The sequence below is a fragment of the Salinispora sp. CH2A1_6 genome, from assembly GCF_056820975.1.
In genome coordinates this window covers 315,733-332,160 of the sequence record NZ_JBXEDG010000016.1, presented here as the reverse complement: position 1 = coordinate 332,160, position 16,428 = coordinate 315,733, and the positions used below count along the sequence as shown (strand labels likewise).

The window sequence follows — 16,428 nt, the reverse complement described above, 5'->3', positions numbered from 1 at the left end:
CCGCCGGCCGGCACCGTCGCCCGGCACGGGCCACCCCCGTGCCGGGGCGACGTGTCACCACATCCGGTGGTACGACGACCTCCCCTCATGTGCGTTAAGGAGTCCCCGTGTCCGCGACCCCCCTGCTGGAACTGCGCGGGATCGACAAGAGCTTCGGTCCCGTACAGGTCCTGCGTGATGTCGCTTTCTCTGCCTTCCCCGGGCAGGTGACCGCGCTGGTCGGCGACAACGGCGCCGGCAAGTCCACCCTGGTCAAGTGCATCAGCGGCATCTTCCCGACCGACGCCGGCGAGTTCCTCTTCAACGGACGCCCGGTGAGCATCCACAACCCCCGCGACGCCGCCGCACTCGGCATCGAGATCGTCTACCAGGACCTCGCGCTCTGCGACAACCTCGACATCGTGCAGAACATGTTCCTCGGCCGGGAGAAACGGCACGGCCTCGTGCTCGACGAGCCGACCATGGAGCAGATGGCCGCGGACACGCTCGCCGGGCTCTCCGTCCGCACCGTCAAGTCGCTCCGCCAGCAGGTTTCCAGCCTCTCCGGAGGCCAGCGGCAGACCGTGGCGATCGCCAAGGCGGTGCTCTGGAACAGCAAGGTCGTCATCCTGGACGAGCCGACCGCCGCGCTCGGGGTCGCGCAGACCGCACAGGTACTCGAGTTGGTTCGCCGGCTGGCCGACAACGGCCTCGCGGTCGTGCTCATCTCCCACAACATGAACGACGTCTTCGCCGTCTCCGACCGGATCGCCGCGCTCTACCTGGGCCAGATGGTCGCCCAGGTGAAGACCACCGACATCACCCATGCCCAGATCGTTGAGCTGATCACCGCCGGCCGCTCCGGTGCGCTCGGACTCGACGCGGGCAACGGATCGAACGACACCGGCGGGGAGCCCGCCGCCGCCCCGGGAGCCGCCCGATGACCAGCACCGCCCTCCCCGACCAGGAATCCGCGGCCGCCCCCGCCGCCGCGCCCACCCTCACCAGCCACGTGCGCGGCTACCTCAGCCGGGTGCGGGGCGGGGACATCGGTGCCCTACCCGCCGTCCTCGGCCTGATCGTGCTCTGCACCGTCTTCGCGGTCATGCGGCCGTCGTTCCTCACCGCCGCCAACTTCGCCAACCTGTTCACGCAGGGGGCAGCAGTCACGCTGATCGCGATGGGGCTGGTCTTCGTCCTGCTGCTCGGTGAGATCGACCTCTCCGCCGGCTTCGCCAGCGGCGTCTGTGCCGCGGTGCTGGCCAACGTGGTCACCGTCCTCGGCTACCCGTGGTACGTCGCGGTGCTCGCCGCGGTGCTCACCGGAGTGTTGATCGGCAGCGTGCTGGGAATGCTGGTCGCGAAGATCGGCATTCCGTCCTTCGTGGTCACCCTCGCCGGCTTCCTCGCCTTCCAGGGCATCGTGCTGCTGCTGATGGAGGAGGGCAGGAACATCGCGGTCCGCGACCCGGTGTTGGTGGCGATCGCGAACCGCAACCTGCCACCGGCTCTCGGCTGGGCCCTGGCCGGGCTCGCCGTCGCCGGCTACGCCGCGATCCAGGCGATGCGGTACCGCACCCGCGCGGCCCGGGGCCTGGTCACCGACCCGCTCGCCGTGGTCCTCGCCCGGGTCGCCGGGCTGGCCACCGTGCTCGGCGCGACGGTCTACCTCCTCAACGAGGAACGCAGCTTCAACGTCTTGATCAACTCGCTCAAGGGCGTACCGATCGTGGTGCCGCTGATCGCGGTACTGCTGATCACCGGGACCTTCGTACTGCAGCGCACCAGCTACGGCCGGCACATCTACGCGGTCGGCGGCAACAAGGAGGCAGCCCGCCGCGCCGGCATCAACGTTGACCGGATCCGCATCTCCGTCTTCGTGATCTGCTCCGCGATGGCCGCGATCGGCGGCATTGTCGCCGCCAGCCGGGCCAACTCGGTCGACCCGAACACCGGTGGCAGTAACGTACTGCTCTATGCCGTCGGCGCGGCGGTGATCGGTGGCACCAGCCTCTTCGGTGGCAAGGGTCGGGTCCTCGACGCGGTGCTCGGCGGTGCGGTCGTCGCCGTGATCGACAATGGGATGGGTCTGATGGGCTACAGCTCAGGGGTCAAGTACGTGGTAACCGGGGTGGTCCTCCTCCTCGCCGCCAGTGTGGACGCGCTGTCCCGGCGTCGGGCCGCCGCCAGCGGCGGCCGCTGACCGGGACGGCCCGACCAGACCACCGACGCCGCCCCGCCACCGCACTGAGGAGCAGTACGCCGCGATGCGCGCAGGACCGAGCCAGGACGAGATCCGTCGGCAGAACCTCGGAGCGCTGCTGCGGTACGTCCACATGCACGGGGCGACGTCCCGGGCCGAGCTGACCACCACGCTGGGGCTGAACCGCAGCACCATCGGCGCACTCACCACCGACCTCGCCGCGGCCGGCCTGGTGAGCGAGGGGGCGCCGAAGGAGACCGGCCGGGCCGGACGACCGTCGCTGGTCGTCCGGCCCGAGTCGGCCCGGGTACACGCGTACGCGTACAGCATCGAGGTGGACCGGCTGCGGGCCGCGCGGATCGGGCTCGGCGGCGGGGTGCTCGACCGGCGGGAACTGGCGCGTCCGCGGGGCATCACCGCCGCCGAGGCCGCGCCGTTGCTGGCCCGGGCGGCACGGGAGATGCAACAGTCCCTGCCGGCCGACGCGATCTGCATCGGCGCGGGCGTCGCCGTCTGCGGCCTGGTCCGCCGGGACGACGGACTGGTCCGGCTCGGCCCCACGATGGGCTGGGTGGACGAGCCGATCGGTGCGGCGATCGGCGCCGAGCTGGGGCCGGACGTTCCGGTCGTCGTCGGCAACGTCGCCGACGTGGCGGCCTTCGCCGAACACACCCGCGGCGCCGCCACCGGCTGCGACAACCTGATCTACCTGTACGGCGATGTCGGCGTCGGCGCCGGCATCATCGCCGGTGGGCGTCGGCTGACCGGCCACGGCGGCTACGGCGGCGAGGTCGGACACATGGTGGTCCGGCGGGACGGCACCCGCTGCGAGTGCGGGTCGCGGGGTTGCTGGGAGACCGAGATCGGCGAACACGGTCTGCTGCGGGCCGCCGGCCGCTCCGACACCCAGGGCCGAGACGCGCTGCTGGCTGTCTTCGAGGCCGCCGACCGGGGCGACGCCCGAGCCCAGACCGCGGTCCGCACCGCCGGCGACTGGCTCGGCTTCGGCGTGGCCAACCTCGTCAACATCTTCAACCCGGAGTTGGTCATCTTCGGCGGTGCGCTGCGGGACCTCTACCTGGCCGCCGCCGCCCAGGTGCGCAGCCGACTCAACGCCAGCGCCCTGCCCGCCTGTGTGGAGCACGTCCGGCTGCGCACCCCCGAACTCGGCGACGACGCCGCCCTGATCGGCGCGGCCGAACTCGCCTTCGAACGGCTCCTCGCCGACCCGCTCGACGTCAGCTGAGCCCCGTCCTCGGGTGGACTGATCGGCGCGGGGGTCAGCGATCGACCGGCGTGAAGTCCCAGGAGTACGGGGGACGCGCGACCAGGGTCACCGGCGCGTCGGGCAGCGGACGGGGGTTGCCCCGCCACTTCGAGATCACCACGACCCGGTGATCGGTGGAGGAGAAGACCTCGCTGGAGACGTGCAACGGGTCGTGTTCGAACTCGGGCAGGGCGGTCTCGCACACCCAGGTGATCAGGTCGGCCATCCCGTACGGCTCGGCCCGCACCTCCCACATCCGCACGATCATGTCTACTCCTCCCCGGTAACGCTGACTGTCGTCAGTGGCATCGCCGAATCGGCGGGCAGGTCCAGGCGGCTCGGCGCGACACCGGCGGCGACCAGGTGTGAGCCGAGCGCGGCGACCATCGCGCCGTTGTCCGTACACAACTTCGGGCGGGGCGTTCGCACCCGGATGTCGTACTTCGCCGCGCGCTGCTCGGCCATCGCCCGCAGCCGCGAGTTGGCCGCCACTCCGCCCCCGACCACCAGGGTCTGCACCCCGCTGGACCGGCAGGCATCCAGCGCCTTCCCGATCAGCACGTCGCAAACCGCCTCCTGGAAGGAGGCGGCGACATCGGCGACCGGGATCGGCTCGCCGGCACGCTGCCGACGCTCCACCCAACGCGCCACCGCGGTTTTCAACCCGGAGAAGGAGAAGTCGTAACGGTGCGCTGCCAGGTCCTTGGCCGCGGTCAACCCGCGGGGGAACGCGATGGCCGCCGGGTCGCCGGCATCGGCCGCTCGATCGATGTAGGGGCCACCGGGGAAGGGCAGCCCGAGGAGGCGGGCGACCTTGTCGAAGGCCTCGCCGGCCGCATCGTCGATCGTGGCGCCGAGCGGGGTGACACCGTGGGCCAGGTCGTCAACGAGCAGCAGCGACGAGTGCCCGCCCGAGACCAGCAGGGCGATCGCCGGCTCGGGTAGCGGCCCGTGTTCCAGGGTGTCCACGGCGACGTGCGCCGCCAGGTGGTTCACGCCGTACACCGGCTTGTCGGCGGCGACCGCGTACCCCTTGGCCGCAGCGACCCCGACCAGCAGCGCCCCGGCCAGACCGGGACCGGAGGTTACCGCGATGGCGTCGACGTCAGCGAGCGTCACTCCCGCCTCCGTCAACGCCCGGTCCATCGTCGGGACGATCGCCTCCAGGTGGGCCCGGCTGGCCACCTCCGGCACCACCCCGCCGAACCGGGCGTGCTCCTCGACGCTGCTGGCCAACGCGTCGGCGAGCAGGGTGTGGCCCCGGACAATACCGACCCCGGTCTCGTCGCAGGACGTCTCGATCCCCAGGACCAGGGGTTCGTCAGCCATCGGTCAACTCCTCGTCCCGGCGCATGACCAACGCGTCGGTGTTGCTCGGCTGGTAGTACCCGCGCCGCACCCCGATCGCCTCGAAGCCATGCGCCGCGTAAAGCTTCTGCGCCGGGGCGTTGTCCGCGGCCACCTCCAGGAGAATGCCGCGGACCCGCAGTCGCGCCGCCTCGGCCAACAAGGCGCGCAACAGCAGCCGCCCGACCCCCTGCCGCTGCGCGGACCGGCGGACGGCGATGTTCTGCACCCACGCCTCCTCGCCGGCGACCGCGGTGAGCCCCGCGTAGCCGAGCAGGGCTGCCCCCTCGGTCGCCACCAGGTAGTGGTGCCCGTTGGCGAGTTCGTTCCAGAACATCGCGGCCGACCACTGCTCGACACCGAAGAGGTCCGCCTCGATCGGCAGCACCTCGGCGATGTGCCACCAGCGGAACCGCTCCAGCTGAACGCCGTTCCCGCCGCCAGCCGGTTCGCCACCCCGGTCCGCTCCCCCACTCACGGCAGGACCGACTTGCGGCCCGCCGCGGCGACCGCATCCGGGCGCCGCAGGTAGAGCGGGGTGAGCGACTCACCGGGGGCACCGGCGGCGATCCGCTCCGCCGCGAGCCGCGCCAGGGCCACCGGCAGCGGGTAGCGGGGCTCGTCGGCGACCGGCAGCTCCAGCGTCGCCGCGTACCGGTGCGCGCCGTCGCCGATCGCGGCGACAACCGCCAGGTCACGGGCGCGCGCGGCCGCGACCGCCGGAGCGGAGACCTCGGGGCCGACGATCCGTTGGCCGGCCCCGTCGTACACCGCCCAGTAGATCTCCCGGCGGCGCGCGTCGGTCGCCGCCAGGACCGGCTCGCCGGCGGCGGCCGGGAAGCCGACAGCATCCAGCGAACAGACCCCGTAGGTCGGCACGCCGAGCGCCTGCCCCATCGTGGCAGCGGTGACCAGCCCCACCCGCAGCCCGGTGAACGGGCCCGGCCCGAGGCCGGCGACGATCGCACCGAGAGCGGAGGGGCGCGCACCGAGGTCGGCCAGGACCGCGTCAACCTGTGGGGCGAGCAACTCGCCATGGGCTCGGGCGTCAACGGCGCACCGCTGCGCCCGCACCTCGACGCCGGCCGCCGTGACCTCCACCAACGCGGCGATCACCGCGGGGGTCGAGCTGTCCACCACCAGTACGAGCACGGTGAACCAGCCTAGCCGCCCGGCTGCCCGACCCGGCCCCGCCCCGGCCGAGTGGTCAGGCGGCGGCGCGTTCCCAGTCGATCGTCGGCAGACCGGCGTCGGCGAGCGCCTTGTTGGCCGCGCTGAACGGGCGGCTGCCCAGGAAACCGCGCGGGTTCATCGGGCTGGGGTGCCCCGCCTCCAGCACCACGTGGCTCGGGTTTGTCACCAACGCCGCCTTCTTCCGCGCATACCCGCCCCAGAGCAGGAAGACCACCCGATGCTCCACCGCGTTCAGCGCCCGAATCGTCGCGTTGGTGAAGTCCTCCCAGCCACGGTTGGCGTGCGAGCCGGGGCTGGCCTCGCGGACCGTCAGCACCGAGTTGAGCAGCAGCACACCCTGCTCGGCCCAGCCACCCAGGTTTCCACCGGCCGGCCTCGGCACGCCCAGGTCGGCACCGAGCTCCTTGAAGACGTTGCGCAGCGAGGGCGGCGTCGGCACCCCGGGGCGGACGCTGAAGCTCAAGCCGTGCGCCTGCCCGGCCCGGTGATAGGGGTCCTGGCCGAGGATCACCACCCGGGTCTCCGTCGGCGGGCAGAGCTGGTAGGCCGAGAAGAGGTCCACCACGGGCGGAAAGACGGTCTGGGTGGCGTACTCCTGCGCGACGAAACCGGCAAGCTCCGCGGTGCGGGCCGGGTCGAGCTGCGGGGCGAGCGCGGACCGCCACTCCGGTGGCAGCAGGGCCAGCAGATCCAGGGTGGGTACGTCGTCGGGCATCAGCGGCCTTTCCGGTCGGGGCGTCCCGCGCACTCTAGTCGCCGGCTCCGACAGCAGCGGCCGCCTCCCCGCGCCACCGGACGAGGCTGTCCCGGCTGGCTTGTCGCTGCTGTCAGCTGTCGATGAATCCGGGGGCGCCGGTCAACCGCGCACTCCAGTCACCACCGACCGGTTCCAGGTCCACCAGCCGGGTGTCGTCGTCCCGCCGGTCGATCCGAATCCACAGGTGCTCCGCGACGAGCTGCTCGGCGAGCCCTTCGCCCCACTCGACCACGGTCACCGCCTCGTCCACCGACGCGTCCAGGTCCAGGTCGTCAAGCTCGGCACGGGGGTCGCTCGCATCGCCCAGGCGGTACGCGTCGGCGTGCACGAGGGCCAGCGAGCCGCCCCGAACCGGATCGGGCTGGTGTACCCGCGCGATCACGAAGGTGGGGGAGGTGACCGCCCCGGCCACTCCCAGACCGGCGCCGATGCCCTGGGTGAGGGCCGTCTTGCCGGCACCGAGGGGTCCCGTCAGCAGCAGCAGGTCCCCCGCCCGGAGAAGGCCGGCCAGCCGACGGCCGAAGGCGTGCGTGTCCGCGACGGTCGGCAGGGTGAATCGGATCGGCCTGCCGGGGTTCACAGCTCCTCCAGAAACCGGGTCAACGCCGCGTTCACCTCGTCGGCGTGCTCCAACATCACCACATGCCCACTGTCGGGGATCTTGACGAACTCAGCGTGCGGCAGCCGGCGGACGATCTCTTCCGAGTGCGCCACCGGCGTGATCATGTCTTTCTCCCCGACCAGCACCAGCACCGGCGCGCTGGCGAGCGCCGCCAACGCCGGGAACCGGGAGTGGGTGGCGAGCGTTCGCAGATAGCGGGTGACGGTGTCGGCGGAGGTCCGGGAATTCATCTCCTCGACGTAGGAGACCAGAGCCGGGCTGGGGTGCCCGGCACCGAAGCCATACCGGCGGGTGAGCAGCCAGGCCATGTTGGAGGTGGACCGACGCGCTCGGTCGATCACCGGGCTCCCGTAGCGGGCGGCGTTGCTCATCAGGTGCAGCACCGGCGAACCGACCCGCCCCAGCAGCGCCGGAGCGACCAGCTTGGTCTCGGCGAGCAGCCCGCCCGAGGTGGCCAACAGCACGGTGCCCACCACCCGGTCCCCGAACAGCTCCGGGAAGAGTTCCGCGAACGCCATGATGGTCATGCCACCCATCGAGTGGCCGACCAGCACCAGCGGGCCCTCCGGCGCGGCCCGGTCGATCACCGCGCGCAGCGTCCGGCCGAGCGCGGTCAGGTCGTACTCGCCGGTTTCCAGCTGGCCGGAGCGCCCGTGCCCCGGCTGGTCGTACGCCACGATGCGGTGCTCGCCCCGGGCGGCGAGCAGCTTGCGCTGGAAGTGGAAGGTCCCCTGGTCCAGGCAGAACCCGTGCACCAGCACGATGGTGGGGTTCCCGCTGATCGGCCGCGCCGGCTCGACCACCTCCACGTGGATGTCGGTGCCGTCCGGCATCTCCACCCGCAGCGCCTCGTCGAACCGCTGCGCGCCGAAGTCCTCGCCGGCGTACCGGTCGGTGGGGTCGGCCTTCAGCCGACGGACCAGCGCGCGTTCGGTCGCGACGCCGGCGACGAGACCGGCGGCAGCGACACCGACGGCGGCCAACGCGCCGATCGCGGCCCGGGGGTGGCTGGCTCGGGGCAGCGGAACCCGGAACCGGGACGACGTCACGGCCGCTCGCCGTCGTAGCAGCGGGGCACCCGGGTGCTGCCGAACCGGGTGACGATCTCATAGTTGATCGTGCCGACCGCCTCGGCCCAGTCGTCGGCGGTGGGCTCCCCGTTCCGGCCGGCGCCGAAGAGGGTGGCCACGTCTCCCGGCGCGACCGCATCGTCGCCGCAGTCGAGCACGAACTGGTCCATGCAGACCCGGCCGGAGATGGTCCGCCGGACACCGCCGAGCTGTACCGGGCCGCTGTTGGACGCGTCCCGGGGAACCCCGTCGGCGTACCCGAGTGGAATCACGGCGAGGTTGCTCACCCGTTCGGTGGTGTACGTGTGGCCGTAGGAGACCCCGGTCCCCGCCGAGACCTGCTTGGTGAGCATCACCCGGGCCCGGGCGGTCATGGCCGGTTGCAGGCCGAAGCGCTCCCCGGCCACCGGTGAGAGCCCGTAGACGGCCAGCCCGGGACGGACCAGGTCGAAGTGGGCGTCCGGCCGGGTCAGCGTGGCCGCCGAGTTGGCCAGGTGGCGGTAGCGCGGGCGCAGCCCCGCCCGCTCCACCATGCTCAGCCCTTCGTGGAAAACAGCGAGCTGCCGGTCGGTGGTCGGGTGTCCGGGCGCGTCGGCGTACACGAAGTGGCTCCACACCCCCACCACCTCGACCGCGCCGTCAGCCTGCGCCTTCGCCGCGGCATCGAGCAGCTCCGGCCACTGCGAGACGGTCGCGCCACCCCGGGACAGCCCAGTGTCGATCTTGAGATGCAGTCGGGCTGGACGCCCGGCCACCCGGCCCGCCTCGACCATCTCGTCGAGCTGCGCCACGCTGGCCGCACCGAGGTCAACGCCGGCCAGTACCCCTTCGTGTAACGGCAGGCCCGGCGCGAGCAGCCAGGCCAGGATCGGCACGGTGATCCCGGCCCGGCGCAGGGTGAGGGCCTCGTCGAGGGTGCAGACACCGAGCCAGTCGGCACCGCCATCCAGCGCGGCGTGGGCGGCCGGGACCATGCCGTGGCCGTACCCGTCCCCCTTGACCACCGCCATCAACTCGGCGGCGCTGCCGGAGCGTAACCAACTCACGTTCTCACGGATCGCGTCAAGGTCGACGCGTACCTCGGCCTGCCACATGCCCACAGCCTACTGAGTTGATCAGGAGTTGGGCCCGGCCCAGGTCGATCCACCGATCCACCCGAGCCCGGCCAGCACCGGGCGCAGGGCGGCGGCGACATCGGGCGAGGCCACCGGGCCGCCCCGCGCCGCCTCCCGGCCGGCGAGCCCGTGCAGGTACGCCGCCGCGGCGGCGGCCCGCTCCGGCGCCAGACCCGCGGCGAGCAACGAACCGAGCAAGCCGGCCAGCACGTCGCCCGTACCTCCGGTGGCCAGGGCCGCGGTCCCGGTCTGGTTGACATGGACCCGGCCGTCGGGCGTGCCGATCACCGTCCGGTCGCCCTTGAGTAACACCACGACGTTCATCCGGGCGGCCAGGCGCAACGCGGCAGCGACCCGGTCGTCGCCGGGACTCTCACCGCAGAGCCGGGCGAACTCCCGATCATGTGGGGTGACCACGACCGGGGCGTCCCGCCGCCGGAGCTGGTCGGCGAGGGAGCTCTCGACGAGCAGGGTCAACGCGTCCGCGTCGAGCACCACCGGCACCGGTGCCGCGAGTACCGCCCGCAGTTCACCGGCCGCCTCGTCACCGGTGCCCAGCCCGGAACCGCACACCCACGCCTGCACCCGACCGGCCTCGGTGACCCGGTCGGTGGCGATCACTGACGGGTGTTGGCGCAGCACCTCCGCCCGGGCGCTGCCGGCGTAGCGGACCAGGCCGGTCGGGCCCGCCAACGCACCGGCGACCGAGAGCACCGCGGCACCGGGGTAGACGGCCGAGCCGGTGGCGACACCGACCACCCCCCGGCTGTACTTCTCCGCCGCCGGCCCGGGCCGGGGCCACCAGTCGGTCACATCCGCCCGCTCGGTTACCTGCAGCGCCGCCGTGCCACGCAGCCAGGGCGTCAGCCCGATGTCGACCAACTCAACCTGACCGGCCAACGGCGCCGCCGCTCCCACCACCAGCGCCGGCTTCAAGGCACCGAAGGTCACCGTGACATCGGCGCGGATCGCGGCCGGCTGACCAGCCGCGGTCAGTGGAACCTGCCCGGTGTCGACCGACACCCCACTCGGCACGTCCACCGCGACCACGGTCGCCCGCGCACCGGCTCGCCCGTGACACTGCGCCAGGCCCGCCGCGAGCTGCGCTGCCGGTGCGCGGAGCCCACCGCTGCCACCGATCCCGACGATGCCGTCGAGCACCAGGTCCACCGGGGCCGGTGGGCGGTCAACCAGCCGGCCGCCGGCGGCCCGAAACGCCGCCAACGCCTCGGCGTGCGCCCGGTCCGGAGCCAGCAACAGCGCCGACACCGCCGCCCCGCGTCGGGCCAGCCGGGCGCCGGCGAAGAGCGTGTCGCCGCCGTTGTCGCCCGAGCCGACCAGCAGCAACACCGGGGCGCCGTAGACACCGCCCCGGTCGGTGAGGAGCAGCGCACAGCGGCGGGCGAGCCCGGCGGCGGCCCGCTGCATCAGCGTCCCGGGGGGGAGCGTCGCCAGCAAGCCCGCCTCGGCGGCGCGTACGTCCGCCACCCGCCACACCGGTCTCATCCCACTCCGTCCCCGTGCCCGACCCGGGGCACGCCACCGATCAGCGTTCCGCGACCACCATGGCCGACGCGATCCCGCCGTCGTGCGACAGCGACAGGTGCCACCGGTTGGCCCCCCGCTCGACCGCTGCCGCCGCGACCGTGCCGGAGACGGTCAACCACGGCCGGCCATCCGGATCCGGCACGATCTCGCAGTCGTGCCAGCTCAGCCCGCTCGGTGCACCGAGCGCCTTGGCCACTGCCTCCTTCGCCGCGAAGCGGGCGGCGAGCGACTCGGGCGAACGGGGGTTACCAGAACGGGTGTACCGCTCGGCTTCGGTGAAGAGCCGGTCGGCGAGCAGCGGCGTCCGGGTCAGCGCACGGGCGAACCGCTCCACCAGGACCACGTCGATGCCGACCCCGACGATCATGCACTCAGCCTACCGGCGCGGCGGCCCGTTCGTGCTGCCGCCGCCTCCACTCGGGACACCCCGCCGTGCCGGCACGCGTGGGCACGTCGGCCAGCGTGCCCGCAGCATTCCCGGCAACTCTCGGTGCTCACTCGACCGTAACGGACTTCGCCAGGTTGCGGGGCTGGTCAACGTCGTGGCCCCGAGCGGCGGCGATCTCCGCAGCGAAGACCTGCAACGACACGGTGGTCACCAGCGGCGCGAGCAGGGTCGGCGTACGCGGTACGAAGATCAGGTGGTCGGCGTACCGGACGACGGACTCATCCCCCTCCTCCGCGATCACGATGGTCCGGGCACCCCGGGCCCGCACCTCCTGGATGTTGGAGACGATCTTGTCGTGCAGCATGCCGCGGCCGATCGGCGACGGCACGATGCAGATCACCGGGGTGCCCTCGTCGATGAGGGAGATCGGGCCGTGCTTCAACTCGCCCGCGGCGAAGCCCTCGGCGTGCATGTACGCCAGTTCCTTGAGCTTCAGCGCGCCTTCCAGGGCGACCGGGTAGCCGACGTGCCGACCGATGAAGAGCACGGTCGACTCGGATTTCAGGTCGCGGGCCAACTCGCGTACCGGCTCGGTCCGCCCCAGCAGCTCGCGCAGCTTGCCCGGCACCTCCTGAAGCTGGGACACCACCGCGGCGACCTCGTCGGCGAACTTGATCCCACGCACCTGGGCCAGGTGCAGGCCGATCAGGTAGCAGGCGACGAGCTGGGTCAGGAACGCCTTGGTGGAGGCGACCGCGATCTCGGGCCCACCGTGGGTGTAGAGGACCGCGTCGGACTCGCGGGGAATGGTGGAGCCGTTGGTGTTACAGATCGCCAGGACGCGTGCCTTCTGCTCCTTGGCGTGCCGCAGCGCCATCAGGGTGTCCATCGTCTCCCCGGACTGCGAGATCACCACGATCAGAGTGGACCGGTCGAGAACCGGGTCGCGGTAGCGGAACTCGCTGGCCAGCTCCACCTCGCAGGGGATCCGGGTCCAGTGCTCGATCGCGTACTTCGCCACCATCCCGGCGTGGTACGAGGTACCGCAGGCGACGATGAAGATTTTGTCCACATCGCGCAGGTCCTGATCGCTGAGGCGAACCTCGTCGAGCATGATCTCGCCGGTCTCGGTGAGCCGGCCCAGCAGTGTGTCGGCGACGGCCTGCGGCTGCTCCGCGATCTCCTTGAGCATGAACCAGTCGTAGCCGCCCTTCTCCGCGGCGGAGGAGTCCCAGTCGATGTGGAAGTCCTTGCCGGTGGCGGGCTGGCCGGCGAAGTCGGTGATCTCGATGCTGTCTGCCGTGATCAGGACGATCTGATCCTGGCCCAGCTCGATTGCTTCGCGGGTGTGCTCGATGAACGCCGCGACATCGCTCGCCAGGTAGTTCTCGCCGTCTCCCCGGCCGACGACCAGGGGCGAGTTACGTCGCGCACCGACCACCGCGCCCGGGACGCCGGCATCCGCGGCGAGCAGGGTGAAGGCGCCCTCCAGGCGCTGACAGACGACCCGCATGCCGGCGGCGAGCAGCTGCGGCCCCTCCGGATGCCCAGCGGAGCGCAGGTCGGCGAGGGCCGTGGCGAGCAGGTGGGCGGTGCACTCGGTGTCGGTGTCACTGACGAACTGAACCCCGTCCGCCTCCAGCTCGGCGCGCAGCTTCGCGAAGTTCTCGATGATGCCGTTGTGGATCACCGCAACCCGTCCGTCCGGGGAGAGGTGCGGGTGGGCGTTGCGGTCGGTGGGACCGCCGTGGGTGGCCCAACGGGTGTGGCCGATCCCGGTGACCCCGTCCCCGATCCCGATCGGGGATGCGGCGCAGGCCTCCGGATCCCGCGCGGACCGCTCGGCGAGGACCTTCTCCAGGTTCGCCAACTTGCCGGCCTTCTTCTCCGCCAGCAGCTCGTCCGCGCAGATGATGGCGACCCCGGCCGAGTCGTAGCCGCGGTACTCCAGCCGTCGCAGCCCATCGAGCACAATGCCGAGCGCCGGACGCGCACCGGCGTAACCCACGATTCCACACATGGGTCGCAGCCTAACCCAGTTTCACTCATCAGTGGTGCTCGGAAGGCGGGTAAACAAGCAAGCACTTTGAGCGAATAACGCGAGCCGTTACCTAGCGTCACGAACCACGATCGACGACCGCGGCGGATTGAACCGACACGGACAGTCCGTAGGCTGGCAGACGTGACGACCACCCATGTCGATCCTCTGGTAACCCGAATGCGCCCCTTCGGGACGACAATCTTCGCCGAAATGTCCGCCCTGGCCAGCCGCACCGGGGCAGTCAATCTCGGGCAGGGCTTCCCGGACACCGACGGCCCGCCGGAGATGCTGGCTGCGGCGGCTGAGGCGCTGCGCGACGGGCAGAACCAATACCCGCCCGGGCCCGGCATCCCCCAGCTCCGCGCCGCCCTGGCCGCACACCAGCAGCGGTTCTGGGGCCTCGAGTACGACCCCGACGGCGAGATCGTGGTGACAGCGGGCGCCACCGAGGCAATCGCCGCGGCGATCCTGGGCCTCTGCGAGCCCGGCGACGAGGTGGTCTGCTTCGAGCCCTACTACGACTCGTACGCCGCCTCGATCGCGCTGGCCGGCGCCCGCCGACGCCCAGTGACACTGCGGCCCGGGGCCGCCGGCCGGTACGCGGTGGACCCGGACGAGCTGCGCGCCGCGTTCGGGCCCCGCACCCGGCTGGTGCTGCTCAACTCCCCGCACAACCCCACCGGCAAGGTCTTCACCCCCGCCGAACTGGCCCTGGTGGCCGAGCTGTGCCGCGAGTACGACGCGTACGCGGTCACCGACGAGGTCTACGAACACCTCGCCTTCACCGACGCCGCCGCTGGCCGCCACGTACCCCTCGCCACCCTGCCCGGGATGCGGGCGCGGACGCTGCGGATCTCCTCGGCCGGCAAGACCTTCTCCTGCACCGGCTGGAAGGTCGGCTGGGCGAGTGGCCCGGCGTCGCTGGTGTCGGCGGTGCTGCGGGTCAAGCAGTTCCTCACCTTCGTCAACGCCGCACCGTTGCAACCCGCGGTCGCGGTGGCCCTGGGCCTGGACGAGCGCTACTTCACCGAGTTCCGGGCCGGGTTGCAGGCCCGCCGGGACCAGCTCGTCGCCGGCCTCGCCGACGCCGGGTTCGGCGTCGGGCCACCGGAGGGCACATACTTCGTCACCGCCGACGTGACCCCGCTCGGCGCCCGGGACGGGGTGGAGTTCTGCCGCGCGCTGCCGGAGCGCTGTGGTGTGGTGGCGGTCCCGACCCAGGTCTTCTACGACGACTCGGAGGCGGGCCGGCGGCTGATCCGGTTCGCGTTCTGCAAGCGCCCGGAGGTGTTGGCCGAGGCCGTCACCCGGCTACGAACGCTGGCACGGTGAGCGCGCGTCCGGTCCGGCCGCTCCCATGAGGCCGTTGACGACCTGCGCCGGGGCCGTCACCAGCCAGCAGACCTCCCCCGCCGGCACCCGTCGCCGGCGGGGGAGGCATCGGTCAGCTGACCGGGCTGGCGGTACGGACCTGCTCGGCGATCCGCTCGGCCACCGCACGCGCCATCGTCTCGGTACCGGCCTCCACCATCACCCGGACCAGTGGCTCGGTACCCGAGGGACGCAGCAGGACCCGCCCGGCATCACCCAGTTCGGCCTCGGCCTGCGCGACCTCGGCCCGTACGGTCGGAGCCGCCGCGCCGACCGTACGGTCGGCGACCGGCACGTTGATCAGAACCTGAGGCAGCGGAGTAACCACGGCTGCCAGCTCGGCCAGGGGCTTGCCGGTCCCCGCCATCCGGGACATCAGGTGCAGGCCGGTCAGCACGCCGTCGCCGGTGGTCGCGTGGGCGGGCATCACGATGTGCCCGCTCTGCTCGCCACCGAGCGCCAGGTCGGAGGCGCGCAGCTCCTCCAACACGTAGCGATCACCGACCTTCGTCTCGACCAGCCGAATCCCCTCCCGGGACATGGCTATCCGCAGGCCGAGGTTGCTCATCACGGTCGCCACCAGGGTGTCGGCGGTGAGCGTGCCGGCCTCCCGCATCGCCAGTGCGAGGATCGCCATCACCTGGTCGCCGTCAACCTCGTCACCGTCGGCGGTGACCGCCACGCAGCGGTCGGCGTCACCATCATGGGCGATGCCCAGCTGCGCGCCGTGCTCGACGACGGCCTGCCGGAGCGCCGCCACGTGGTTGGAGCCACACTCGTCGTTGATGTTGAGGCCGTCGGGCTCCGCGTGAATCGCGACCACCTCGGCGCCGGCCTCCCGGTACGCCGCCGGGGCCACCTCGGCGGCGGCGCCGTTGGCGCAGTCCACCACCACCTTGATCCCGTCCAGCCGGTGCGGCACGGTGCCCACCAGGTGCTGCACGTAGTGGTCGGCGCCGTCGAGTAGGTCGTGGACCCGGCCGACACCCGCACCGACCGGACGCTCCCAGGCAGTCGTCGCGTTCGCCTCGACCGCCGCCTCGATCCTCATCTCGATCTCGTCCGGTAGCTTGTGCCCGCCCGCGGCGAAGAGCTTGATGCCGTTGTCCGGCATGGGGTTGTGCGAGGCGGAGAGCATCACCCCGATGTCGGCCTTGGCCTCCGCGGTGAGGAACGCCACCGCCGGGGTCGGCAGGACGCCGACCCGTACGACGTTGGCACCGGCACTGGTCAGCCCGGCCACCACCGCGGCCTCCAGCATCTCGCCGCTGGCCCGGGTGTCCCGGCCGACAACGGCCAACGGGGGGTGGCTCCGATCCGCCTCAGCGAGGGTGTGCGCGGCGGCGACCGCTACCGCGAGCCCCAACTCGGGCGTGAGATCCGCGTTCGCCCGTCCCCGTACCCCGTCCGTGCCGAACAACCGACCCATTCCCGCCAAACCTCCGATGCAACTACCAATGGTAAAAAACGGAACGGCCGGGCCGCCTCCGTTCGCAGGAGGCGGCCCGGCCGTCCGTCAGAAGTAC

16 protein-coding genes are annotated in these 16,428 nt (G+C 72.1%); 4 read left to right on the top strand and 12 right to left on the bottom strand.

Annotated elements, in window-relative coordinates:
* The first annotated feature begins 107 nt into the window (after positions 1-107).
* From AC1UKG_RS22605 to AC1UKG_RS22595, 3 genes are all read left to right on the top strand, one after another.
* Positions 108-923: an ATP-binding cassette domain-containing protein gene (locus tag AC1UKG_RS22605; RefSeq protein ID WP_018744608.1), complete on the top strand. Its 816-nt coding sequence runs from the start codon at positions 108-110 to the stop codon at positions 921-923.
* Positions 920-2,182 (top strand): sugar ABC transporter permease, encoded by a 1,263-nt coding sequence (locus AC1UKG_RS22600; RefSeq protein WP_482643048.1) that lies wholly within the window; start codon positions 920-922, stop codon positions 2,180-2,182. The genes AC1UKG_RS22605 and AC1UKG_RS22600 overlap by 4 nt, the downstream gene beginning before the upstream one ends.
* A 64-nt stretch (positions 2,183-2,246) precedes the next feature.
* A complete protein-coding gene (locus AC1UKG_RS22595; RefSeq protein ID WP_026271778.1) occupies positions 2,247-3,428 on the top strand; it encodes an ROK family protein in 1,182 nt (393 codons plus the stop codon).
* A gap of 34 nt (positions 3,429-3,462) precedes the next feature.
* Here the strand turns inward: AC1UKG_RS22595 and AC1UKG_RS22590 are convergent, their stop codons facing one another.
* The 11 genes from AC1UKG_RS22590 to glmS all read right to left on the bottom strand — a co-directional run bounded on the left by AC1UKG_RS22590 (position 3,463) and on the right by glmS (position 13,510).
* Entirely contained in the window at positions 3,463-3,717 is a 255-nt protein-coding gene (locus AC1UKG_RS22590; RefSeq protein WP_018729162.1) for a hypothetical protein, read from the bottom strand.
* A gap of 2 nt (positions 3,718-3,719) precedes the next feature.
* Positions 3,720-4,778, bottom strand: coding sequence for a tRNA (adenosine(37)-N6)-threonylcarbamoyltransferase complex transferase subunit TsaD (tsaD, locus tag AC1UKG_RS22585; RefSeq protein WP_018744611.1), 1,059 nt, complete (start codon positions 4,776-4,778; stop codon positions 3,720-3,722).
* A complete protein-coding gene (gene rimI / locus AC1UKG_RS22580) occupies positions 4,771-5,274 on the bottom strand; it encodes a ribosomal protein S18-alanine N-acetyltransferase (protein ID WP_018744612.1) in 504 nt (167 codons plus the stop codon). Before rimI ends, tsaD begins: the two co-directional genes overlap by 8 nt.
* Positions 5,271-5,948, bottom strand: a complete 678-nt coding sequence (tsaB, locus tag AC1UKG_RS22575; protein WP_018815522.1) for a tRNA (adenosine(37)-N6)-threonylcarbamoyltransferase complex dimerization subunit type 1 TsaB — start codon at positions 5,946-5,948, stop codon at positions 5,271-5,273. The genes rimI and tsaB overlap by 4 nt, the downstream gene beginning before the upstream one ends.
* Before the next feature lie 55 nt (positions 5,949-6,003).
* A complete protein-coding gene (locus tag AC1UKG_RS22570; RefSeq protein ID WP_482643049.1) occupies positions 6,004-6,705 on the bottom strand; it encodes a uracil-DNA glycosylase in 702 nt (233 codons plus the stop codon).
* Between the two features lie 112 nt (positions 6,706-6,817).
* The gene (tsaE, locus tag AC1UKG_RS22565) at positions 6,818-7,327 is read right to left on the bottom strand and encodes a tRNA (adenosine(37)-N6)-threonylcarbamoyltransferase complex ATPase subunit type 1 TsaE (protein WP_482643050.1); all 510 of its coding nucleotides are present in this window, start codon (positions 7,325-7,327) and stop codon (positions 6,818-6,820) included.
* Positions 7,324-8,418, bottom strand: coding sequence for an alpha/beta fold hydrolase (locus AC1UKG_RS22560; RefSeq protein ID WP_018744616.1), 1,095 nt, complete (start codon positions 8,416-8,418; stop codon positions 7,324-7,326). The genes tsaE and AC1UKG_RS22560 overlap by 4 nt, the downstream gene beginning before the upstream one ends.
* Positions 8,415-9,533, bottom strand: a complete 1,119-nt coding sequence (gene alr, locus AC1UKG_RS22555; RefSeq protein ID WP_018744617.1) for an alanine racemase — start codon at positions 9,531-9,533, stop codon at positions 8,415-8,417. The genes AC1UKG_RS22560 and alr overlap by 4 nt, the downstream gene beginning before the upstream one ends.
* A gap of 21 nt (positions 9,534-9,554) precedes the next feature.
* Positions 9,555-11,060: an NAD(P)H-hydrate dehydratase gene (locus tag AC1UKG_RS22550; protein WP_482643051.1), complete on the bottom strand. Its 1,506-nt coding sequence runs from the start codon at positions 11,058-11,060 to the stop codon at positions 9,555-9,557.
* Positions 11,061-11,100: 40 nt separating this feature from the next.
* Positions 11,101-11,469, bottom strand: coding sequence for a holo-ACP synthase (locus AC1UKG_RS22545; RefSeq protein WP_018252420.1), 369 nt, complete (start codon positions 11,467-11,469; stop codon positions 11,101-11,103).
* 127 nt (positions 11,470-11,596) lie between these two features.
* Positions 11,597-13,510, bottom strand: coding sequence for a glutamine--fructose-6-phosphate transaminase (isomerizing) (gene glmS, locus AC1UKG_RS22540; protein ID WP_018815518.1), 1,914 nt, complete (start codon positions 13,508-13,510; stop codon positions 11,597-11,599).
* Positions 13,511-13,672: 162 nt separating this feature from the next.
* Between glmS and AC1UKG_RS22535 the strand changes: the two genes are divergently transcribed.
* Positions 13,673-14,863 carry a pyridoxal phosphate-dependent aminotransferase gene (locus tag AC1UKG_RS22535; protein ID WP_026271776.1) on the top strand — a complete coding sequence of 397 codons (1,191 nt, stop codon included), beginning with the start codon at positions 13,673-13,675 and terminating at the stop codon, positions 14,861-14,863.
* A 112-nt stretch (positions 14,864-14,975) separates the two neighbouring features.
* On the opposite strand, the gene glmM is transcribed toward AC1UKG_RS22535, so the two are convergent.
* On the bottom strand, positions 14,976-16,331 hold the full coding sequence (gene glmM, locus AC1UKG_RS22530) for a phosphoglucosamine mutase (protein WP_018744621.1): 1,356 nt from the start codon (positions 16,329-16,331) through the stop codon (positions 14,976-14,978).
* Positions 16,332-16,428 lie beyond the last annotated feature (97 nt).